The organism is Chloracidobacterium sp. N (assembly GCF_018304765.1).
GTDB classification, from domain to species: domain Bacteria; phylum Acidobacteriota; class Blastocatellia; order Chloracidobacteriales; family Chloracidobacteriaceae; genus Chloracidobacterium; species Chloracidobacterium aggregatum.
In genome coordinates this window covers 1,240,007-1,262,103 of sequence record NZ_CP072642.1, presented here as the reverse complement: position 1 = coordinate 1,262,103, position 22,097 = coordinate 1,240,007, and the positions used below count along the sequence as shown (strand labels likewise).

The 22,097-nt window shown below is 61.8% G+C and carries 16 protein-coding genes; 10 read left to right on the top strand and 6 right to left on the bottom strand.

Translation table 11 applies throughout. From position 1 onward, the window contains the following. The first annotated feature begins 6 nt into the window (after window positions 1–6). A complete protein-coding gene (locus J8C05_RS05235; RefSeq protein WP_211423109.1) occupies window positions 7–570 on the top strand; it encodes a peptidylprolyl isomerase in 564 nt (187 codons plus the stop codon). A gap of 25 nt (window positions 571–595) precedes the next feature. Beyond that, window positions 596–1,975, top strand: a complete 1,380-nt coding sequence (locus J8C05_RS05230; RefSeq protein WP_211423108.1) for a hypothetical protein — start codon at window positions 596–598, stop codon at window positions 1,973–1,975. Window positions 1,976–1,991: 16 nt separating this feature from the next. On the opposite strand, the gene rlmB is transcribed toward J8C05_RS05230, so the two are convergent. After that, complete coding sequence (gene rlmB, locus J8C05_RS05225; RefSeq protein WP_211423107.1) at window positions 1,992–2,735, bottom strand: 23S rRNA (guanosine(2251)-2'-O)-methyltransferase RlmB; 744 nt, start codon at window positions 2,733–2,735, stop codon at window positions 1,992–1,994. Between the two features lie 206 nt (window positions 2,736–2,941). On the opposite strand from rlmB, the gene J8C05_RS05220 reads away from it, so the two are divergent. Beyond that, the gene (locus tag J8C05_RS05220; RefSeq protein WP_211423106.1) at window positions 2,942–4,057 is read left to right on the top strand and encodes a cytochrome D1 domain-containing protein; all 1,116 of its coding nucleotides are present in this window, start codon (window positions 2,942–2,944) and stop codon (window positions 4,055–4,057) included. Window positions 4,058–6,942: 2,885 nt separating this feature from the next. On the opposite strand, the gene J8C05_RS05215 is transcribed toward J8C05_RS05220, so the two are convergent. Next, window positions 6,943–8,418, bottom strand: coding sequence for a DUF4912 domain-containing protein (locus J8C05_RS05215; protein ID WP_211423105.1), 1,476 nt, complete (start codon window positions 8,416–8,418; stop codon window positions 6,943–6,945). Between the two features lie 197 nt (window positions 8,419–8,615). Between J8C05_RS05215 and J8C05_RS05210 the strand changes: the two genes are divergently transcribed. Then, entirely contained in the window at window positions 8,616–11,057 is a 2,442-nt protein-coding gene (locus tag J8C05_RS05210; protein WP_211423104.1) for a penicillin acylase family protein, read from the top strand. 10 nt (window positions 11,058–11,067) lie between these two features. Here J8C05_RS05210 and J8C05_RS05205 read toward each other — a convergent pair whose 3' ends face one another. The 3 genes from J8C05_RS05205 to J8C05_RS05195 form a co-directional block, all read right to left on the bottom strand. After that, window positions 11,068–12,339: a thymidine phosphorylase gene (locus J8C05_RS05205; protein ID WP_211423103.1), complete on the bottom strand. Its 1,272-nt coding sequence runs from the start codon at window positions 12,337–12,339 to the stop codon at window positions 11,068–11,070. Window positions 12,340–12,347: 8 nt separating this feature from the next. Further along, entirely contained in the window at window positions 12,348–13,574 is a 1,227-nt protein-coding gene (locus J8C05_RS05200; RefSeq protein WP_211423102.1) for an energy transducer TonB, read from the bottom strand. A 306-nt stretch (window positions 13,575–13,880) separates the two neighbouring features. Next, window positions 13,881–14,513 carry an RNA polymerase sigma factor gene (locus tag J8C05_RS05195; RefSeq protein ID WP_246604663.1) on the bottom strand — a complete coding sequence of 211 codons (633 nt, stop codon included), beginning with the start codon at window positions 14,511–14,513 and terminating at the stop codon, window positions 13,881–13,883. A 681-nt stretch (window positions 14,514–15,194) separates the two neighbouring features. On the opposite strand from J8C05_RS05195, the gene J8C05_RS05190 reads away from it, so the two are divergent. From J8C05_RS05190 to J8C05_RS05165, 6 genes are all read left to right on the top strand, one after another. Then, window positions 15,195–15,392, top strand: coding sequence for a methyltransferase family protein (locus J8C05_RS05190; protein WP_211423101.1), 198 nt, complete (start codon window positions 15,195–15,197; stop codon window positions 15,390–15,392). A 59-nt stretch (window positions 15,393–15,451) separates the two neighbouring features. Further along, a complete protein-coding gene (locus tag J8C05_RS05185) occupies window positions 15,452–16,780 on the top strand; it encodes a PepSY-associated TM helix domain-containing protein (RefSeq protein WP_211423100.1) in 1,329 nt (442 codons plus the stop codon). A gap of 33 nt (window positions 16,781–16,813) precedes the next feature. Further along, window positions 16,814–17,755: a hypothetical protein gene (locus tag J8C05_RS05180; protein WP_211423099.1), complete on the top strand. Its 942-nt coding sequence runs from the start codon at window positions 16,814–16,816 to the stop codon at window positions 17,753–17,755. A 202-nt stretch (window positions 17,756–17,957) separates the two neighbouring features. Continuing rightward, window positions 17,958–18,695, top strand: coding sequence for a hypothetical protein (locus tag J8C05_RS05175; RefSeq protein WP_211423098.1), 738 nt, complete (start codon window positions 17,958–17,960; stop codon window positions 18,693–18,695). Window positions 18,696–19,128: 433 nt separating this feature from the next. After that, window positions 19,129–19,329, top strand: coding sequence for a 30S ribosomal protein S21 (gene rpsU / locus J8C05_RS05170; RefSeq protein ID WP_014099561.1), 201 nt, complete (start codon window positions 19,129–19,131; stop codon window positions 19,327–19,329). A gap of 221 nt (window positions 19,330–19,550) precedes the next feature. Then, window positions 19,551–21,050: a penicillin-binding transpeptidase domain-containing protein gene (locus J8C05_RS05165; protein WP_211423097.1), complete on the top strand. Its 1,500-nt coding sequence runs from the start codon at window positions 19,551–19,553 to the stop codon at window positions 21,048–21,050. A gap of 6 nt (window positions 21,051–21,056) precedes the next feature. On the opposite strand, the gene J8C05_RS05160 is transcribed toward J8C05_RS05165, so the two are convergent. Further along, entirely contained in the window at window positions 21,057–22,091 is a 1,035-nt protein-coding gene (locus J8C05_RS05160) for a M28 family metallopeptidase (protein WP_211423096.1), read from the bottom strand. Between the last annotated feature and the right edge of the window lie 6 nt (window positions 22,092–22,097).

Sequence of the window (22,097 nt, the reverse complement as noted above, 5' to 3'; positions counted from 1 at the left end):
CTGCTGATGGGCGCTGTTCCCCTCACCGCCTGTCGGCCATCGGCGGCCCAGTCGGTGGCGGTCATCAAAACCGAGTTTGGCAGTATCGTCTTTGAGTTCTTTCCCGATATTGCTCCGAAGCATACAGCCCAGATTCAGGGCCTCATCCGTAGTGGTTTTTACGATGGAACCGCCTTCCATCGGGTCGAGCCGGGCAGCCTGATTCAAGGCGGCGATCCCAACTCCAAAACCGGGCGCGAAGACACCTGGGGCATGGGACGCCCCGACCTGCCCAAGATTCCGGCGGAATTCAGCGCGCTCAAGCATGTCCGCGGCACGGTGTCGGCAGCGCGCGTCGGCAATGACAAAAACAGTGCCACGACCCAGTTTTTCATCTGTTGCCGGGCGCATCCCGAATGGGATAACCAGTACAGTATCTTTGGAAGGGTGATTGCAGGAATGAACGTTGTGGATATTATCTCCAATGCACCCACGGTTGAAGGAACGTCCCGCCCAAAGCAGAAGATCACCATGCTTTCGGTGACACTTGAACCACGGAGCAACTATCCACCCACGCCCCCCCAGCCCTGAGCACCGCTGAGTAGCGTCACTGTCTATGCCCAACCGCGATGCCAACCCGCCCGACACGGATACGACACGCAACCCCAGCTTGGGCAGTCCTTCCGGGGAAAAGCCCTACCGGGCCGAAGAAAGTGACGACGATATTGCGGCGGCCATTGACGAACTCATCCACCCGACCGGGGCCTTTGCGCCGCCTTCCATCGAAGACCAGCTCGCCACCGAACGCCGGACGGAAGCCGAACTCAAGGGCATGTTCGGCTCCATCGTGTGGGAATTCCTGGAACCCGTCGGACTGTCGCTCTACACCCTGGCGGACTATGTCGCCCGCGCCGGCAACGGCTCGGACCAGAGCCGGGTCGTCAAGGGGACGGTGGATGCCTGTATCGGGGCGCTGCGCCCGCTCATCAAGGCTTCGGAGACGATTCAGTACCACGACATTCTCGATGTGCTGAAGGGCATTGAGCGTCCTCTCCTTGATGTGCGGATGGGCAAACGCACCCTGACCGAGCGCGACACCAAAAACCTTACCCGTGATTTCAACGAACTCCGCCGCCTCATCCGGCAGAATCTGGCGGCGGAACCGGCGTCCCCGAGCCAGGACGCCAACGATGCCATGGCAGCCACGCCTCACATTTCAGATGTTGCGGCGTACTTCAAGACCATTGACCCGGTCAACCTTCAGCGGCTGCATGCCGCCGGCATTACCCGCCTGGGCGACATTGGCACGGCTTCGGCCTACGAACTCGCCACAGCCGCCGGCATCCCTGTTCCCGTGGCCGAACGGGTCAAAGCCTGTGCCTTTCGGGCGATTCTCGAAACCGGGGCTGGGGTGGGGGCCAGCGCACCGCCGGCCGGTTCCGCCGCGCCATCACCGGGCAGCCCCCCAACCCCAACGACGCTCCCCCCACCGGTCTCTGAAACGGCGGAGGCCAGGGCAATTGACGCCACACCGCCGCCGCTCGACATCAGTGGCGAGTTTGCGGCTTTCGCTGGCGATCAACCCATCACGGAGCTGCGCCGTCTGGCACACCTGCGGGAACTCATCCAGCAGGAAGGCAACCGCTACAGTCAAGCCGGGGCCCGGTTGAGCATTGAACTGCACCGCGCCCACCGCGCCCTGTTGCAGTTGCGCGCCGAACACAACCGCCTCCGGGGTGAACTGGAGTTTCACCGCGAAGAACTCCGGTCCCTGTTTGACGGGCCAGCGTCCACCTCAGACCCGGAAGACGCCCACAAACACCTTCTGGCCGCCACCCAGCAAACCCTTGACGCGCTTACAGCGGCGGCCAAAAAGGCATCGCTGTTTAGCCAACAACTGAACGAAGCCCTGACGGAAGCCCGCGAACTCATCGGCGAAGTCAACGAACTGCGCCGCAAACGGCGGCTGCGACGCGGCGATTCACGGGAGCCGTAAGCGGGACGGTCCAGGTTTAGCCGCCTGCCGGTGAAACGGGATGGCGCTGCCGGACGGCCTCGTAGAGGATGATGCCGGCAGCCACCGACACATTGAGCGAGGTGATGTGGCCCAGAAGCGGCAGCGTCACCACCAGATCACACCGCTCGCGCACCAGCCGCCGGATGCCCTTTCCCTCACTTCCCAAGACCACCGCTGTTGGCAGGGTAAAGTCCCAGCCGACGTACGGACGCTCCCCGTCCCGTTCCACCCCGACAATCCAGATGTTCCGTTGCCGCAGGCTGTCGAGAGTCGTCGCCAGATTGACGACCCGCACAACCGGCAGGTATTCCGTCGCGCCGGCGGAGGCTTTGACAACCGTATCGGTCAACCCGACAGCATGGTGTTCCGGGATGATGACGGCGTGCGCGCCGGCGCACTCCGCCGTACGGATAACTGCCCCCAGGTTGTGCGGGTCTTCGACCTGATCGAGCACCACCAGCAGGGGACTGCCCGTGATGCCGGACAGCACTTCTTCCAGATCGGCATAGCCGACCGCCGACACCAACGCCACAACGCCCTGATGATTGGCCCGGCGGGTGATGGCATCGAGCCGACTGCGTTCGACTTCAGACAAAGGGACACGGGCCTGTCCGGCCAGCGCGCGCAGTTCCTGCAACCGGTGCGGCTTTGTGCCGTGCGCCAGCCACACTTCCTTCACCCGCCGCTTGCCGCTGCGCAGGGCTTCCAGAACCGGCGAGATACCGTAGATCACCGCCATATTGTCTTCCCCGGCAGTTCTGCGCCCTGCCTTGCATTATCAGACGATTGTTCCATAACAGCTTCCATCTTCAATAACCTTTGCCTTCGCCTCGCAGCCGGCTTTACGCTAGGCTCTCGCAGAAACACCCCTCCACCCCGTCACGGCCAACACCGAAATAGATATTCCACACAGATAATTCAACCGCCCCTGAAGGAATCCTCCCTATGCGCCCTGGCTTCAGCCCGCTGTCCCTGGCTGTCCTGCTCATCATCCTGGCGGCCTGTTCCACGCCCAAATCCACTTCTCTTGCCGCTCCCACCCCCTCGCCCTCGGCACCTAACCTGGCTTCCACGCCTGATACCCGGACGGACACCCGGCCGACCGGCGGAACCATTACCGGACTCAAGCTGGTCAAAAAGCTGAACGTTCCGGCGGGGCCCAAGTCGCTGCGTGTCCTCCCGGACGGCAAGCGGGTCATGACGTGCAACCTCTACGGCTACCAGGTGACGTTCATTGACGCCCAAACCTATGAAATCCTGCGCAAAGTCCCCGTCGGCGGCGAGCCGGTCGAATGCACCTTCACCCGAGGCGGCAAATATGCCTGGGTGTCACTTTACGGCAGCGAGCGGGTCGGGGCGACGAGCGTCGTGGTGGTCATTGACACCGAAACCTACCAGATTGTCACCCGGATTCCTGCCGGGCGGGTACCGAAGGTCGTTGCTGAAAGCCCGGATGGCAAGTGGGTTTATGCCGCCAACTGGCTCTCCGAGTCCATTACGGTCATGGACGCCGAAAAACTGACCAGGGTCAAGGATGTTCCCGTTGGAAGGGTTCCCCGTGGCATCTGCTTTGCGCCCGATGGCAAGCTGGCTTACGTCTGCATCATGGGCGGGCACAGTCTGGCGGTCATTGATGTCGAACAGGGACATCAGAAGGTCCGCGACATTGAAACCGGTTACAACCCACGTCACGTCTGTGTCTCCCAGGATGGCAGGCTGTTGTACGTTGCCCTCAATGCTTCCGGGACACTCATCAAAATTGACCGCGCGACGGAAACCATTATCGGGCGCGCCAAAACCGGCACGCAGGCACGTTCGACCTCGCTTTCCATTGATGATCGCTATGCCTTTGTGTGCAACTACGAAGACAACAATCTGGGCGTCGTCGATCTCGAACAGATGAAACAGCTCTTTACGGTCAAAACCGACGTGCACCCGATTGGTGTGACGACCATGCCCGATGGCAAATACGTGTGGGTGTCGAACTACCGCCCCAGCACGGTCTATGTGTTTGAGATTGAATATGCCGCCGCTGGGAGCACGGGCGTCCCAAATTCCTGAGAGTGCGGGCGTCTCGCCCGCATCTTTTGCTGGAGAACCGGGCATCCGCCCGCATGTCCGCCGGATGTTATTCAACCGTCGCTGACGCGACGGAACGACTTGGTGACACCTTACCCGGCATTGAAATGCCGGGCTAAATTCAGGCGTCGCTACGCGACGTAGGACGATGTGGGATGCCCGCGCCTCAAACCTGTCGCGTAGCGACGGTTGAATTTAGCGTGGGTTTCAATCCACGGATCGCGGCATCCCCGCAATCGTCCCCCGTCGCGTAGCGACGGTTGAATTGAGGCGTGGGTTTCAACCCACGAATTCCGGGCATCCCCGTATCGGCCGCGTCACGTACGGGCAACCGCCACACCCGCCGGATTGGAATCCCCATCGTCGCGTAGCGACACCTGATTTTAGCCGTGGGTTTCAACCCACGAATTCCGGGCATCCCCGTATCGGCCGCGTCACGTACGGGCAACCGCCACACCCGCCGGATTGGAATCCCCATCGTCGCGTAGCGACACCTGATTTTAGCCGTGGGTTTCAACCCACGAATTCCGGGCATCCCCGTATCGGCCGCGTCACGTACGGGCAACCGCCACACGCCGGGTTGGAATCCCCATCGTCGCGTAGCGACGCCTGATTTTAGCCGTGGGTTTCAACCCACGGATCGCGGCCCCCCCACACCCCCGTCGCGTCAGCGACGGTTGAATTGAGACGTTTTTTTCAACCCACGGAATCCTGGGAGCGCGGGCGTCCTGCCCGCACGAATTACGCGACGTATCGGAACACCTCTTCCCCGCCGGTGGCGTTCATCCGTCGCTGACGCGACGGGAAACAATTGGGGGGGGCGACGTAATCCGTGGGTTGAAACCCACGGCTAAATTCGGTTGCCGCTACGCGGCAGGAACACCCATTTCTCACTGCACTCAACAAGGAATCTCACCAACCTTCGTCTGCACGCTGACGCGGCAGGAACACGGGTTTCCCACTTCGCGACCGTAGGCATCTCCCCCATTTCCGTGGGCGTCCCCAAATCTCCATCGTCACGTACGGGCAACCGCCACACCGCCGGGTTGGAATCCCCATCGTCGCGTAGCGACACCTGATTTTAGCCGTGGGTTTCAACCCACGGATCGCAGGCATCCCCGTATCGGCCGCGTCACGTACGGGCAACCGCCACACCCGCCAGATTGGAATCCCCATCGTCGCGTAGCGACACCTGATTTTAGCCGTGGGTTTCAACCCACGAATTCCGGGCATCCCCGTATCGGCCGCGTCACGTACGGGCAACCGCCACACGCCGGGTTGGAATCCCCATCGTCGCGTAGCGACGCCTGATTTTAGCCGTGGGTTTCAACCCACGGATCGCGGCCCCCCCCACACCCCCGTCGCGTCAGCGACGGTTGAATTGAGACGTTTTTTTCAACCCACGGAATCCTGGGAGCGCGGGCGTCCTGCCCGCACGAATTACGCGACGTATCGGAACACCTCTTCCCCGCCGGTGGCGTTCATCCGTCGCTGACGCGACGGGAAACAATTGGGGGGGCGACGTAATCCGTGGGTTGAAACCCACGGCTAAATTCGGTTGCCGCTACGCGGCAGGAACACCCATTTCCCACTGCACTCAACAAGGAATCTCACCAACCTTCGTCTGCACGCTGACGCGGCAGGAACACGGGTTTCCCACTTCGCGACCGTAGGCATCTCCCCCATTTCCGTGGGCGTCCCCAAATCTCCATCGTCGCGTACGGGCAACCGCCACACGCCGGGTTGGAATCCCCATCGTCGCGTAGCGACGGCTGAATTTAGCCGTGGGTTTCAACCCACGAATTCCGGGCATCCCCGTATCGGCCGCGTCACGTACGGGCAACCGCCACACCCGCCGGATTGGAATCCCCATCGTCGCGTAGCGACGCCTGATTTTAGCCGTGGGTTTCAACCCACGGATCGCGGCCCCCCCCACACCCCCGTCGCGTCAGCGACGGTTGAATTGAGACGTTTTTTTCAACCCACGGAATCCTGGGAGCGCGGGCGTCCTGCCCGCACGAATTACGCGACGTATCGGAACACCTCTTCCCCGCCGGTGGCGTTCATCCGTCGCTGACGCGACGGGAAACAATTGGGGGGGGGGGCGACGTAATCCGTGGGTTGAAACCCACGGCTAAATTCGGTTGCCGCTACGCGGCAGGAACACCCATTTCCCACTGCACTCAACAAGGAATCTCACCAACCTTCGTCTGCACGCTGACGCGGCAGGAACACGGGTTTCCCACTTCGCGACCGTAGGCATCTCCCCCATTTCCGTGGGCGTCCCCAAATCTCCATCGTCACGTACGGGCAACCGCCACACCGCCGGGTTGGAATCCCCATCGTCGCGTAGCGACGGCTGAATTTAGCCCTGGGTTTCAACCCACGAATCCCGGGCATCCCCGTATCGGCCGCGTCACGTACGGGCAACCGCCACACCCGCCGGATTGGAATCCCCATCGTCGCGTAGCGACGGTTGAATTGAGGCGTGGGTTTCAACCCACGAATCCCGGGCGTCCCCAAATCTCCATCGTCACGTACGGGCAACCGCCACACCCGCCGGATTGGAATCCCCATCGTCGCGTAGCGACACCTGATTTTAGCCGTGGGTTTCAACCCACGAATTCCGGGCATCCCCGTATCGGCCGCGTCACGTACGGGCAACCGCCACACGCCGGGTTGGAATCCCCATCGTCGCGTAGCGACGCCTGATTTTAGCCGTGGGTTTCAACCCACGGATCGCGGCCCCCCCACACCCCCGTCGCGTCAGCGACGGTTGAGTTGAGGGGGTTTCAACCCACGGACCGTGGTGATGCCCCCATTCCCATGTGGGTCAATGCGGGCTGGACGCCCGCGCTCCCGGCAGCTTAGACCCACACCGAGGGCGGCAGCCCCAGCTCCGCCGCCAGCTCACAGGCAATGGCATCCAGGTCAAAATAAAGCCACCCCTGCCCGCCACCGGACAGGCGCAGGCTGCCCGGACGCTCCATACTCGGCAACCAGAGCGGTTGCGTCACCGGCTGTGGCACCGGCTGGACCACCTCCGGCCGGCGCACCCGCCGTCGTGGCAGACGCCGCCGGCGACGCTGCCGCAGGCTCCCCAACTCGCTGCCCGCCGAACTCCCTACGCCAAACCGGTGAAGACCCGGCACGTCAAAGGTTTCCTCATCCTCAATCCAGTCACTCCACTCCAGCTCCTCGATGATTTCTTCCTCTGTCGGGACGGCTTCGGCAATGTACCCGGCCGACAGAAGCTGCTCCACATTGGCAAAGGCAACCGGAATGCCCCGCGCCGCCAGTCGCGCCAGGTAGGTGTCCCGCAGCAGGGCGGGCAGATAGTGCAGCAGCGCCAGCGCCGCCAGGTCTCCGCCATCCCGCTCGAACAGTTCGGACACCACATCCCGCACGGAATCGGGAAGCTGCCGAATATGCTCCGGTTCGAGCGGCAGTCCGTCGCCAGCCGTAAACACGGCGTCAGACACGGCCGGCGCAAACCACGCCTCCAACGCCTCCCGTGGCAGCGCGGCACCGTTGGTCTGGAAACCGGACACCTCCAGCGTACGCCGGAAACGGGTCTCCGAAATCCGGTACTCCGGCTGGGGCGGCAACTCCGGCGCAACCGTGCCCCGGGGGGTTTTCTTCTCCGGCGCCGACATCAGACGAATGAAACCAAACTGCGGCGAATGGACGCCGAATTCCACCAGATAGGTCCGGTCGGGAAACACGCTGAACCACTCGCTCCCCTGATACAGCACCGGGTAGTAGGTTTCTTTCTCCGTCTCACGTTCCGTAACCCGTAACACCGGGCGGAACGTTGCCACCTCTTCCGGCGAAAACAACCGCTCAACGGCAAGCACCGTCTCCGGCCGGGCTTCCCAATAGACGAACATACGGAAAGGGTCCTGTACCAGGGCTGCAATGGCATCGGTTTCGTACTCGTCGGGAAGCGGGGCAAGCTGGGGCGGTGCATCCACGTCCGGCACTTCGGGCAGGGCGGAAAGAAAGGTCGGCGTTTCCCGAATTTCCGGCGCGGCAGCCAGAACGTCGGCAACCGTTGCCGTGGCGGTCAAAAACTGTTCGGAGGCCCCACCCTGCCCGGCCAGCAGCAGGTCTTCAGGACTCACTGCAGAGCTGGCGACTGGCGCCGCCGTCGGCACATCACTAACGGGCACTTCAGCGGTGGCTTCAATATCGGCCTCACCGATGACCAACTCAGACGGGGCGGCTTCGGCTACCGGCAAGTCTCCGGCAGCCGGCGGCGCATCGGCCGCAGCCGGGGTTGGGTCAGACGTACTGGAGGGTTGTGATGGGGTGGGTTCATCGGGTTCGTTTACCGTAGCCATGGGATGACTCCTTGGATATTGACGACAACAGCTTTCAAAAGCCGCCAACTCTAGCGCGATTTCTGAAAACATGCATCATTTCCCTGTTCTGCCTTATCCCCATCCAATCCCAAGGCACGTTGTCACCTCAAATGTTCCCTTTTGCCTTCACCCTGCCAGGCCGGGCCGGTTTGTGCCTGGTGCTGCTGCTACACCTGATGGCTGGTTTGAACGTTCACACATCGGCCCATCTCCAGCGGATGCCGGACTCAGCGGATACCACCACCCTGCCCGGTCTGACGGCACCGGTGACGGTGGTACGGGATGCGCGCGGCATCCCCTACATCACGGCGTCCAACGAACTCGACCTCGTTTTTGCTCAAGGCTTCATGACCGCCAGCGACCGGCTGTGGCAGATGGACCTGCTCCGGCGCACCGGGGCCGGTGAACTGGCAGAAATCTTCGGAGCGCAAGCCCTTGATGAAGACCGGCTGCACCGCACTTACGGTTTTCGGCAGGTATGCGAAGCCACCTTCGCCCAGATGGATGCCACAGAACGGCAATACCTCGAAGCCTACGCGGCCGGCGTCAACGCCTACCTGGCGCAGTGCGACGAACAGCGGCTCCCCCGCGAATGCCGGCTGCTGCGCTACCGCCCGCGTCCGTGGCAACCAACCGATACACTTCTGATTGGCAAGGTGTTTGCCGAGTCACTCTCGACGACGTGGCCCGTCGATCTGGCCGCGGCGGCCATGGCGCAGGCCGATCCCAAGGCATACGCGCAATTGATGCAGGCATCGTCACGCATCCCGGAAGTCATCGTCGTCGGGCGCGATAAGCCGTCGCCGGCGTCCCCTCCAAAAAACCACGCCGGCGGAGCGTCAGGCGCTCTCCTGTCGCCGGATTTGCTGGCCGGGGCCGACCGCTGGTTGACGGCGCAGCAGCGGGCGCTGGCGCGCGTCGGGCTGTATGCCGAGGAACTGGCCGCCAGCAACAACTGGGTGGTCTCCGGCAAACGGACCACCACCGGCAAACCCATTCTGGCAAATGACCCGCACCTTGAGGCATCAGCGCCCGGCATCTGGTACATGGTCAACCTTGCCGTGCCGGAATACCGCGTCGCCGGCGTGACGGCGCCGGGCATTCCGGGTGTCCTGATCGGGCACAATGAGCACATTGCCTGGGGTTGCACCAATCTCGACCCGGATGTGCAGGACCTTTTCCGGGAGACCTTCCACCAGACCCGCCCACGTCTCTACCAGACACCACAGGGCTGGCGGGAAGCTGAAGTGCGGGTGGAGACCATCCCGGTCCGGCGCATGCCGGGCGCGCCCGATGTGGAGACGGTCTCCCACGAAGTGCTGGTGACACGCCACGGCCCGGTTCTGCTCGAAGACAAAGGCCAACGGTTGGCGTTGCGCTGGACGGCGCTCGATGTCACGCCCAATGAAACCCGCTGCTACCGGCGGCTGATACGCGCCAGAAACTGGAAGGAGTTTTGCCGGGCGATTGCCGATTACGGCGGGGCCACGCAGAATTTCATCTATGCCGATGTGGAGGGCAACATTGGCTACTACGGCGCCGGCCGCATCCCCCGGCGCAAAAAGGGCAACGGACGCTTCCCCGTTCCGGGCCATACGGATGACCACGAATGGACGGGACTGATTCCATTCGATGCCCTGCCCCACGTGCTCAATCCCCCGGCGGGACTCATCGTCACGGCCAACAACCGGGTGGTGGGGCACAGCTACCCCCACTTTCTCACCACACACTGGGCCCCGCCTTACCGCGCACGGCGGATTTATGACCTTCTGACCGCACAGCCCAAAGTTTCGGTTGCCGACTGTCTGCACATCCAGGACGACATTGTTGCCCTTGGCGCGCTGGATTTCGTCGAACTCGTTCTGGAGATTGCGGCCAGGGACCCGGAAGCCAGCCAGGATGCCGAATGGCAGGCCACGCTCAGGCTCTTTCGGGACTGGGACGGGGACATGACCCCGGAATCACGGGCGGCCGCCCTGGCGATGGAGCTGGCCAACGCCCTCCGCCGGCAACTGCTGACGGCCAAATTCGGTACGCCGCCGGCCAACCTGACGCTCCGCTCCCGCCAGGCCATACGTGCCGACTGGCGGCGCGCCGTTTTTGGCGGGCCGGAACTGACCTATATTCTGGCGACGCAACCGGCCGACTGGCTGCCCAAAGAAACCGCCACTTACGGTCAACTGCTGCGCCGCAGCCACCGGATGGCGCGGCAACAACTGGCGACCGAACTCGGCGCTGACCCGGCGAACTGGACCTGGGGACGGTGGAAACCGGCGACATTTCCCCACCCGTTGGCTGCCGCGCCGCTGATTGGGCGCTCATTTCAGGTTCCACCTCTGCCGCAGCGGGGCGGAGGGTATTTCATCGTGGCGACCCCGAATGTCGGCGAGGCGGTTTCCATGCGCTTTGTCGCCGACGTGAGCCAGTGGGACGCCTCCCGGATGGGGCTGCCACTCGGCCAGTCCGGCGATCCCGGCAGTCCGCACTGGGCTGATCAGCTTGAAAGCTGGAAGACCTGTACGCCTGCCGTGTTTCCCTTCAGCCCGGCGGCCATCGGGAAAGCCGCCCGGCAAAAGTTCACCCTACAGCCGCCGGCAAGTGCAGGGCACCGCCCTTAGTTTGGGATGTTTAGTTTGGAGTGATAGTGATGGCCGCCAGAAGGCGCTGCTCCACTTCGGGCACCGCCTGGGCTGCGTTGTAGTACACCCGGACGAGCTCATCCCCGGCAGACACCGGCGCACCAAGTTCGACTTCCATGCGGAAGCCGACGGCCGGATCAATGACGGCATCAAGGGTAAGGCGTCCGGCGCCGAGCAGAACGGCGGCCCGGCCAATGGCTTCGGTGTCCATGGCGGTCACGGTGCCCGACTGTGGCGCACGCACAACGGTTTCGTAGGCAGCCTGTGGCAACCGCCGGTCATCTTCCGCCACCCGTGGGTCGCCCCCCTGCGCCCTGATGATGGCTTGCCACTTCTCCAGTGCCTTTCCTGACGTCACCATGGCGCGGGCGAGCGTCTGGCCTTCGGTAACGGAGGCGGCCACCTGCCCAAGCCGGAGCATGTGGGCAGCCAGCCCGAAGGTGAGATCGGCAAAGCGTCCGGTGAGCTGCTCGCCACGCAGCAGTTGCTGGGCCTCGCAGACTTCGAGGGCATTGCCCACGGCCCAGCCCAACGGCTGGTTCATGTCGGTGAGCAGCGCCTGGACGCGCTTGCCCATGGCTTCTCCGGTGGCCGTCAGGGAATCGGCCAACGCCTGGGCTTCGGCCGGGGTTTTCATAAAAGCCCCGCTGCCGAACTTGACATCCAGCACGAGCGCATCAATCCCCTCGGCCAGCTTTTTCGACATGATGCTGGCCGTAATGAGCGGAATGGACTCGACGGTTCCGGTGACATCGCGCAGGGCATAGAGCTTTTTGTCGGCCGGGGCAATTTCGCGGGTTTGTCCGATGAGCGCCACGCCGAGCTGCTCCACCAGCCGGCGGAAGGTGTCGAGCGGCAGATCGGTACGGAAGCCGGGAATGGCTTCGAGCTTGTCAAGGGTGCCGCCGGTGTGCCCCAGCCCGCGCCCGGAAATCATCGGCACCGCGACTCCGGCTGCCGCCACGATGGGGGCCAGCGCCAGTGAGGTTTTGTCGCCCACGCCGCCGGTGCTGTGCTTGTCCACCTTGGCTTGTGGGAGATGTGAGAAATCCACGACCTCGCCCGAATGCAGCATGGCTTCGGTGAGGGCGCGGGTTTCAGCGATGGTCATCCCACGTAAAAAGGCAGCCATGAGAAAGGCTGCCATCTGGTAGTCGGGAATGTTGCCCTGGGTGTAGCCAGCGACCAGGGCGGCGATGTCAGCGGCAGACAACTCGCCGCCCTCGCGTTTGTGGCGGATCAGTTCAACGGTTGTCGGCATGCCGGGCGCTAGAGCAGGCGGAATTCCATCGAAAACTTCACGGTTGCCGACACCGGACGGCCATCGGCCATCGCCGGCTGAAAGCGACACTGCCGGGCAGCTTCAATGGCTTTTTCATCGAGACCGTAACCAAGCGACTTGATAACCCGAATGTTGCTGAGTGAGCCATCGGGGCCGACCGTTGCTGACAGCACGACCGTTCCCTGGATTTTGTTGACCCGCCCTTCCTCGGTATATTTCGGCTTGACGGCATAAACGAGTTTTGGACGCTGCGTAATCACGCCCGTCCCCTCGCCCTCGCCGAGGCCGCGCCCGGCCGGGCCGCCCGCGACGCCACCGCCGACACCGCCACCGCTCCCGGGTCCGCCACCGGGGCCGGTTCCGCTGCCGACGCTCCGCCCGTCGCCGCCGTTACCGATACCGGCGTTCTGTTTGCCTGTGCCATCGGAAGGCTTCGTTGTATTGCTGCTGTTGGGATCGCCAATCGGAACCTTCAGGTCCGGCGGCGGGACGGACTTCGGATCAGCAATGATTTTTGGAGCCACCGGCAGGGAGGGTTCCTCGATGCGGGGCTTGGTTGTCGGGTCAACGATCTGCTGATCAGGCTGAAGGGTTGGTTCGGGCAACCGTCCCTTCATGGCCGGTTCCGGATCGGTTTTGCCGCCACCACCACCACCTTTCCCCGGCGTTTTGAGACCAAAGCCGGCGCCGCCGCCACTGGGACGGTCATCCGGCGGAGGCGGTGGCGGCAGGGGCGGCAACTCCAGCATCGAAATGAGCTGCATTTCCTCTTTTTCTTCCGGCGGCTGCTCGGCGACCAGTGGCGGCGACCAGATCAGCAACACACCAATCAGCCCGGACATGATGAAGAAGGCGAACAGGAAACACAGCCCAAAAAGCAGGGCGCGCTGCCGCTCCATACGGGTCAGGGTGAACTGGGCGCGTGCGTAGCCGGCGGGATTCGTCTTTACCTGCCGGCCCAGATCGGAAACTTCGCGCGTGATCCGTCCCCATATCGGCGGCGTGTCAATCTGGGTGAGGTTGGGGGCATCGGGAACCGGGGTGGAGGGTGTACGACTCAGAAAAGCACGCGGCTGACGCACAAACTCACCGAGCTTGGAGAACAGACTCCGCGAAGTCGGCTCGAAATACAGCCCTGACGAAAACATCCCCTGCTCGTCCGGGGCAGGCTGGTGCCAGAAAAACTGCCCCGGGTGGCGGATGAAGTCCCGCACGGTATCCTTCAGGTTGCTCCACAGGCGAGCCAACAGCGGTTCGCTGTGCAGTCCAGCAAACGTGGGGGCCCACGCAGAACGGGATGTGTGCGGGGATGGGCCCGGTTCAACCGTTCCGGTGGCAGTCGTTGTTTCAGAGACACGATTGAAGTCGTTCACGGTCATCACCCTCCCGACATGTCGAAAGCCATACTGGCCAAGCTGAGTTTCCAATTCGGCGACTTCTGGCGACGGCTCGCCGGACTTATCCCACAGATAATCATCCCGCATGGCTTTGCTCCCTGTCAGCCCAGAGTTCCCCGGTGTTCACACGCCGTCTGTTTTCCCATTGTAGCTGTCCCCAAGGCCCAGTCGCTCACGCAACAATCGCAGACCACGGTGCAGGTTAACCCGTACGGAATCGGGTGTCAGTCCGGTAACAGCCGCAATCTCCTGGCCGGTCATCCCTTCCACCAGGCGGAGCGTCAGGGTTTCGGCATAGGTTTCCGGCAACTGCCGGATATGACCGAGGATCGTGCGGGCATCGAGCCTGGTGTCGAGTTCCCCACTGCGCGCCATCATCTCTGCCGATGCCGCGTCGAGGGATTCCGTTTGATGGGAACGGCGAAAAAAATCAGCCGCCTTCTGTCGTGCAATGGCCCCCAGCCAGCCGCCGAAAGCTGCCGGCTCGCGGATGGTCCCCAGTTGCCGAAAGGCGGTGAAGAACACGTCCTGCATGATGTCGTCAACCTCATCGAGGGGCAGGCGGGCCACCAGCAGCCCGTGCACCATCGGCGCAAACATCTGGTAGAGTCGCTCAAAAGCGGCTGTGTCGCCTTGCTGGGCTGCCCTGACCAGGGCCGCCACCGTGGACCCCCACGCCGACATCGTTGGCAACCCCGGCTGAACCGCCACGTGGTCAGCGCCGGTGTACGGCGCCCTGTCCTGCTTGTCAGCCATGCATGTCTCGTCCCACGAAGCATTGCCAGCCTTACACCTTACGCAAAAGGTTGCCCATGGGTAAAGACGGATTTGAAGGCAAACCGTTAACGGCACTCCCGGAATTTTCCACGGCAAAGCCCCCACGGTGAGGCCACGGCAAACCTTCATCGAGGCTGATAGACGCCTGAAAAGTGAAATTGAGCTTACCAGCGCCAGCCCTGCCCCAGTTGCCTTCCTGAAACCCACCGCCAAGTCTGGCTTCAGCCGGCGTGCCGTTCACCAACGGTTTCAACGGTTTATGACTTTGCCTCGCGTTTCTGCGGCCACGCTGTGACAGCCACGCTGTTTTCAGCAGGTCACCTACCCCGGCCATCACAGGCCCCGGCCATCACAGGCCCCGGCCATCACAGGCCCCGGCCATCACAGGCCCCGGCCATCACAGGGCTTGACAGAGGTGAAGCGGCAGGGTACTAACTTGAAAATCATTTTCATTTATCAAACAATGCCAAGCCACTGTGAAACCTGCCGTGCCGCTGAAGTCAAAGACTCCCCGGTGATGCTGCCGATACACCCACCCCAGTTGCTACCCCCTACCCCATACTGGAGGATTCCACCACGCATCCGCCCCTGACTCCTGACAACGACGCCGAACGCGACCGCCTCACGTCTGGCATTTACCCCACGCCGATGTCTGCCTGGATGGGAGCTGTTGTCAGCCGCCTTGTTCCCACCGGGGTACGGCTTGGTGTCTTCGACAAGCTGGCTGACGGACCGCTCACTGCCGACGAGGTGGCTGATGCCCTTGAACTGAATCGTCACGGCACCACCGTCCTGCTCGAAGGTCTGACCGGCTGCAGGGCCGACACCCCCCACTTGCCCCACCTCTACCCTGACTGAGCTGCTGGCAGTGATTGCCGGCAACACCTGTTGACGTCATGACCCCAGAGCCACACCCCATGCGCCGCATCGCTCTCGTTCTACACCGTTACGTTGGCCTCCTGACGGCCGTCTTCCTGATTGTCGCCGGGCTGACCGGCAGCCTGCTCGCGTTCTACCACGAACTCGACGTGCTGCTGAATCCCGGTTGCAGGCGTGTGCCGCTGCCATCCCCAACGGCCGCTCCTCTTGACACGTTCACCCTCCACGAGCGGCTGCACGCTGCTGTGCCCGGCATCAAGGTGGACACCATACCACTCAAGCCAGTTGAGCCGGGGCACGCCGTGGTGTTCTTCGTTGAGACAGACGATGAATCCGCCGACGATGAGTACTTCCTGAACCCCTACACAGGTGAAGTCATCGGCTCCCGGAAATGGGGCGACATCACCCAGGGCACCAAAAACCTGATGCCGTTCGCCTACCGGCTGCACTACTCGCTGGCCCTTGGCGAAGTCGGCTCGCTGCTGTTCGGCATCATTGCCCTGCTTTGGACGTTCGACTGTTTCGTTGGGGCGTACCTGACGTTCCCGCCAAGGCAAGCAGGGGTTGTCAACCCTCCGAATGCAGCTCCCCGTCGCGGCTGGTGGCGGTGCTGGTGGCAGTCGTGGAAAGTCAAGACCGGCGGCCTTTTCAAAACGACATTCACCTTTCACCGGGCCAGCGGGCTGTGGCTCTGGGCGCTGCTGTTCGTGTTCGCGTGGTCGGCCGTCGGGCTGAACCTGCAACCGGTCTATCACCCGGTGATGAACACAACCTTTGGCATGGGGCCACAGGTGCGACAAATGCTGCCAGAGCGCGATACGCCACTTGACGCACCGAAGCTGGACTGGCAGGCCGCTCGCGCCCGTGGCCGGGTGCTGATGGCCGCCGAAGCTGCCGCACGCGGGTTCACACTCGGCGATGAGGAACAGTTACGCTACCTCCCCCAAACCGGAACGTACCAGTACCGCGTCCACAGCTCACTGGACGTATCGCGCAGGCGCAGCGGCACGTTCGTGTACTTCGACGGGGACACCGGGGAAAAGCGGGCATTCCAGGCCCCGACCGGCGAGGCGATGGGGAACACCATCACGTCGTGGCTATACGCCCTGCACTTTGCAGCCGTCGGCGGACTGCCGTACCGGATTCTGGTCAGCGTGGGCGGCGTATTCATTGCCATGCTGAGCATCAGCGGCGTGGTCATCTGGTGGGTGAAGCGGAAGTCGCGCTGGCGTCAGAACCGGCTTCAGAAGCAGAACACCACCCGGAAACAATCGAAGCTTGGGGCGGTGGAAACTGCCGCAGCCCCCCCTGCCAACCTCGCCTTGCATGTGTCCACGTGTCCTGACCCGAAAAGAACCGGCATGTGAATCACTGTTGAAGTTACAGGGATCACCCCGCTCGTGGCAGCCCCCACCACCACAGCCGGGCCAGACATTGCGTGCTCTACTTATTTAATGCCTAAAGGCTCAAAATTCCGGCTGACATTTTTTTTCAACCTTGCTACATTGGCTGCCACCTGCTCAAGAGCAGGGTTTTATCACAATATCTTTGAAGGGAGTGAAAGCATGAAGAAGGCACTGGCTGCTACATCATTGTCCTTACTGTTCTTCGTCAGCCTTATACAGGTCGCTCCTGCCGAAGGCTACTCCTGCACAGCCACTGACTCTGGCTGCCTGGCGAACATATCATTTCCGGGTGGCGGTTTCGCCGTCAGTTCTCGGGGAGATAAATCACATCTCAGGGAAGGCCGCTATCAGATTGTCGAGAATGACAAGGAGGTTGCAACAATCGCCATCTATGAAACCCATCAGGAAATTGTCATTACAGTTGACCGTACAACGGCTCCACAGCACCGATTTCGTTATCTCCGATACCCAGGGTTGCTGGTTGGTGAAACAGGTAATGACTTTGTTTTTGCTTATGTCTGTTCAGAAACATTAAGAAACTTTAAGATGTCTGACGGGAAACTGCCCAAAATGCCTTTGCCCGGTCTCACGCTTGGCAACCCGGAAGCAGCCAAAGCTTACTTCTCAGATGACATGCCGTGGCTTCGCATGATTGCCGAGATTGATCCCCGTTCGCTCTATGCTGAGTGTTTCTATGTGCTTGCCACAAAAGATATACCCAACCCGGAGCATTCAATTCCTGAAGCAATAATCAAAGTACAAGAGAAAGCCAATTTGGGCGACTATCAGGATTGTCTGAAGGCCTGCCGGAATCTACGTGAAAGCTGCGTAAGAAACGTGCCCCCTGGGGAAATCATCAATTGTTACCTGATCGAGGGCGCATGTATTGATAATTGTTCCAAAGTAGTCCAACCAATCGCTCCTCCAAGTAATTAAAACCTCATGGGATTTCCTTTGACGAACGACGCGGGCAGCTGCGTCAGTCAGCTTCCTGGCGGGCAACACAGCGGCAACACCACCGACGTGGCCGGCTGGCGGTGACCAGCCGGCTGGGTGGGGCATCGCTGGTTTCAAAGACTTCCTGCTCGCAGCAGCCTCCACCACAGCCTGGCCAAGCATTGCGCGCTCCACTTATCTGATGCCCAAAGAACAGAAATTCCGGTTGACGTTTTTTTTCGATCTTACTACATTGGCTGCCGCCTACACAAAAGTAGAGCCTCGCCACAATATCCTCAAAGGGGGTGAAACCATGAAGAAAACGCTTGCTGCCACATCACTGTCCTTGCTGTTTTTCGTCAGCCCGATGCAGGTTGCCCTCGCAGATACTTGCAGTTGCGGGACTAACAATTGCTCGACGGTTACAACATGTCCGGGTAGCTGTTACGCTCACTGTTCTACAAGCGGAGGATGCGTCTCAGGTTGTGGAAAAGGAAGAAAAGGAGCAGCGAAAGAAGTTACATTCCAGGTAACCAACTCCAACAGTGAACAACTCTCCTCTGAACTCACGCGTATCAGCGGCAGAGAAATCGTATTTACGGCATCCGAACCCGATGACCTCTTCAGCTTTGATTTCAAACGGGCTCCTGTGTGGGAGGTCTTTGAAGAGTTGTCCAAAAGAGGAACCGTGGAAATTGACGGCGTGGACTTCTGCGCACTTCAGGACTTGCGCAGTGCACTCCTGGCAGGTGAAAAGATCAGTTTGCAATTCAGTATGCCTGCTGACGAGATGGTAAGCTGGCTGTCTTTCGTAAGCGGTTTTCCGCTTCGCATAAAGTCAGGTAATGCTCAAGAGCATGTGAGGATAGCTCTCAAAGAAGCTACCCTCCAGGATATAGTTCAGGCTCTGTCCAAAATGGGGATTGAAGTTGCCTTCTAGGGTGCTAAATCATTTCCTGTCAGAACATTGCAAGGCCAGGTGGTGTCGGATACCTGCCTGGCCTTTTTCTCTGTCCAAACACCTCAGTGCACGGTCCTCCCCGTGCTTCCCTGTGCTGAAACTGAAAAGACACTCGCGGGTGGCAGTTCAGAGAGAGAGTAAAAGCTCAGGGTACGACCAGCCCCGTGGTGACTTGAGGGTGAACCGGAGCCGACTTCGCGCACATCACTGAGGACATTCGTCCTATGGACGACACAGCGCGGCGCGCCACCGAACCGGACTCCGCTGCCGCCTTTTTGCCCGTCGCTGACGCACCTTCCGGCAAAGGTTACGCCGTGGGCCACAGAATACCTTGACAAGCGTTTCCCGACTAAACTACCATGCCCTGCTTCGCCAAAAACACTATGAAGCAGCAAGGTGGTGAATAACACGCATGGCCATCGTCGAAGTCGCGCCGAATGAATCCATTGACAGCGCGCTGCGGCGCTTCAAGCGGATGGTGCAGCGCGAGGGCATCATTGCCGATGTCAAGCGGCATCGTTTCTTCATCCCACCAGGGGAGAAACGGCGGCTCAAGTCTGAGCTGGCCCGCAAGCGGCAACGTTCCAGCATGCGCAAGCGTCGGATGGATTGACGTTCGTCGGCCCCGGATGCCATCTAGGTGAAACCATCCGGGTTCAGCGGCGGACACACACCATATCATCATACAGCAACCAGCGGTGGTCAGGGGACATGCGGAGTTCTCTTCCGAATGTTTCCTGACCATCGCTTTTTTGGAGTATCACCATGGCCGGTCAGCATCGTTGGCTTGTTTGCCGAATCGTCGTCAGGGGGATCGTCACATGGCTGCTGCTCATGAGCGCACTGCCGGCCTTTGCCCAAGTCACCCGGCGTGCGGCAAAGCCGGTCAAAACTCCGCCGCCCTCGCGCCCGACGCCAAAGGCGTCTCCCGCAGCTACCCGGCCTGCAATCACCCGGAAAGATACGCGCCCGGCGCAGCCGGGGACGCCGCAGCGGCTGCGCCATTCAAAAGACACTGCCGCCGCCAACCCAAAGACTGGCCGCCGGGCGGCTGCCGGCCGGGAACCGGACCGCAAAACGCTAGTCGGACAACGGCCGTCCGGCAAAGCGGCGAAAACCACCAGGACAACTCCAGCGCCCGGCAGCCGGCAGGCATCGGCTTCCGTGGCGCGCACGGCCACGGACTCCCGCAACGCCAGGGCACGCCGGGACTACACCACCCGCGCCACAGCCGTCCGCCGGACGCCCACCCGCGCCGAAGCCGAACGCGCCGCCCTGCGCCGCCGGGCCGAACAGGCGCGTCTGGCGGAACTGGCCCGCATCCGTGCCCTGGATGAACAACTCCAACGGACAACCCAATCCAGCATCGAACAGGATGACCTGCGCGGGGAAGACCCGGCCATCCGCCAACTGGCGCTCGACGCGCTTGGCGACCGGGCCGGGACAGTCGTTGTCATGGAACCGTGGACGGGCCGGGTGCTCAGCATCGTCAACCAGCAGTGGGCCGTGCGGACGCCCTTCAAGCCCTGCTCCACCATCAAGGTGCTGACCGGATACGCAGCCCTTCAGGAAAAGCTCACCACCGCCGATGAAATCATCCTAGCTGGCAGCCGGAGCTGGACGCTGCGGACGGCGATGGCGCAATCCAACAACGAATACTTTCAGGTACTGGCGCACCGGCTTGGCTTTGAGCGCTTCCTGTTTTATGCCGGGCAGGCCGGTTTTGGACGAAAAACCGGTATCAACCTGCCCGGTGAAACCAGCGGCGTCATTCCGCGTCACCCGCCAGCCGATCTGGGACGCATGGGCAGCCACGGAGACGGCTTTGGTGTCACCGCCGTGCAGCTTGCCACCTTCATCAGCGCCCTTGCCAACGGCGGCACCCTGTACCGTCCCCAGGTTTTACGTAGCCCACAGGAAGTGGCCCGCTTCAAACCCCTTCCCGTTCGGACGCTGCCCCTGACCGAAGACATCCGCCGCGATCTGCTGGCCGGACTGGTCAGTGCCGTCGAGCGCGGTACGGCGCGGCGGTCCGGCGCGGCGGCGCTGGGCGTCGCCGGAAAGACCGGAAGCTGCAACTGTGACTTCAGCCCGCGCACCCGCGTCGGCTTGTTCGTGTCATTTGTGGATGCGCCCGGCAAGCCGGGGCTGCTCGTGACCGTCATCACGAAGGGTTCAATGGCCCGTGGCTCCAGCGCTTCGGTGATTGCCGGCTCCATTTACCGTGGGGCGGATGTTGCCAGCCGTATGCCTTTCCGGCGGCAGGTTGTGCCTTCAGCCGAAGAACCGGTTGAAACACCTGATGTGCCGGACGAAGAGGAAACCAACGACTGACGGCCCTTAGCGCGCCGCCCGGGCAATTTTGGGCAGTGCCCGCAGTACCGTATCACCTACGATTTTCAGGCTGCGTGGACTCAGCTTGTCCACGGTATCCCGCGCCGTGTGCCAGTAGGCGTTTTCGGGGCCGCCGGGCCCGAAGTTGACCTCATCCGTACCGTAGGTGAAGTCAATCAGGTCCACGGCCGGAATCCCGGCCTTGAGAAACGGGATATGGTCATCGGCGATGGCGTGGGTTGTTTTGGGAAAATGGGCGCCGTAGCCGAGTTCGTGCGCAGTGTCGTGAAGAATGTTCGCCAGCCAGGCCGACGACTGATACTCCTTGGGGATGGACAGATCGGCATCGCCCACCATGTCCAGCAGGATCATGGCCTTGATCCGCTTCGCCTGGCCGGTTGCCTGAAGGCGCTCCACAAAGTGCCGGGAGCCATAGGTATTGTCATCCCCTTCCCACTCGACAACGGCCTCTTCGCCGTCGAAGAAAACAAACTGCAGCGTGTGGGGAAAGCCGCGTTCTTCCGGCGACATGGCCGCCAGCACCCGCGCCAGTTCGAGGACGACGGCCGTGCTTGAGCCGGCGTCATTCGCTCCGACGAACACCTCATCTTCCATGTGCTTGGTGTCGTAGTGGCTGGCGATGATGATGACTTCCGGGCTTTTGCCGGGCAACTCCGCAATGACGTTCTCCATGCGCAGCGTGGGAAACTTCTTCGACGGGGTTTTGGCGACAAAGGGCTGCGTGGTCACGGTCAGGCCATAGCCTTTCAGTTCTTCGATGAGCCAGGCGCGCAACCGTCCCAGCGCCGCCGAACCGGCCGGGCGCGGGCCATAGGACACCTGCTTTTCAATGTGTTTGAAAGCGCGTTCGGCATCGAAGGGGGTTGTGGTTTCACGTGCGGCAATCTGTTCTGCCGGCCGGTTTGGCGCGGCTGCGGGCACGATGGTCGTGCTTGATGGTGCCTTGCAGGCCGCCAGTAATGCGACGATGGCCAGGGTGCTGCCCGGCAGCCATCCACCGGGGGGAAAACGAAAGGGCATGCGATG

What these genes read in the sequence shown, in the direction of transcription:
- J8C05_RS05235 (WP_211423109.1), top strand. Translation starts at nt 7, where the DNA reads ATGGGCGCTGTTCCCCTCACCGCCTGTCGGCCATCGGCGGCCCAGTCG.
- J8C05_RS05210 (WP_211423104.1), top strand. Translation starts at nt 8,616, where the DNA reads ATGGCTGGTTTGAACGTTCACACATCGGCCCATCTCCAGCGGATGCCG.
- J8C05_RS05220 (WP_211423106.1), top strand. Translation starts at nt 2,942, where the DNA reads ATGCGCCCTGGCTTCAGCCCGCTGTCCCTGGCTGTCCTGCTCATCATC.
- rpsU (WP_014099561.1), top strand. Translation starts at nt 19,129, where the DNA reads ATGGCCATCGTCGAAGTCGCGCCGAATGAATCCATTGACAGCGCGCTG.
- J8C05_RS05215 (WP_211423105.1), bottom strand. Translation starts at nt 8,418, where the DNA reads ATGGCTACGGTAAACGAACCCGATGAACCCACCCCATCACAACCCTCC.
- J8C05_RS05195 (WP_246604663.1), bottom strand. Translation starts at nt 14,513, where the DNA reads ATGGCTGACAAGCAGGACAGGGCGCCGTACACCGGCGCTGACCACGTG.
- J8C05_RS05205 (WP_211423103.1), bottom strand. Translation starts at nt 12,339, where the DNA reads ATGCCGACAACCGTTGAACTGATCCGCCACAAACGCGAGGGCGGCGAG.
- rlmB (WP_211423107.1), bottom strand. Translation starts at nt 2,735, where the DNA reads ATGGCGGTGATCTACGGTATCTCGCCGGTTCTGGAAGCCCTGCGCAGC.
- J8C05_RS05175 (WP_211423098.1), top strand. Translation starts at nt 17,958, where the DNA reads ATGCCCAAAGAACAGAAATTCCGGTTGACGTTTTTTTTCGATCTTACT.
- J8C05_RS05185 (WP_211423100.1), top strand. Translation starts at nt 15,452, where the DNA reads ATGCGCCGCATCGCTCTCGTTCTACACCGTTACGTTGGCCTCCTGACG.
- J8C05_RS05190 (WP_211423101.1), top strand. Translation starts at nt 15,195, where the DNA reads ATGGGAGCTGTTGTCAGCCGCCTTGTTCCCACCGGGGTACGGCTTGGT.
- J8C05_RS05230 (WP_211423108.1), top strand. Translation starts at nt 596, where the DNA reads ATGCCCAACCGCGATGCCAACCCGCCCGACACGGATACGACACGCAAC.
- J8C05_RS05165 (WP_211423097.1), top strand. Translation starts at nt 19,551, where the DNA reads ATGAGCGCACTGCCGGCCTTTGCCCAAGTCACCCGGCGTGCGGCAAAG.
- J8C05_RS05160 (WP_211423096.1), bottom strand. Translation starts at nt 22,091, where the DNA reads ATGCCCTTTCGTTTTCCCCCCGGTGGATGGCTGCCGGGCAGCACCCTG.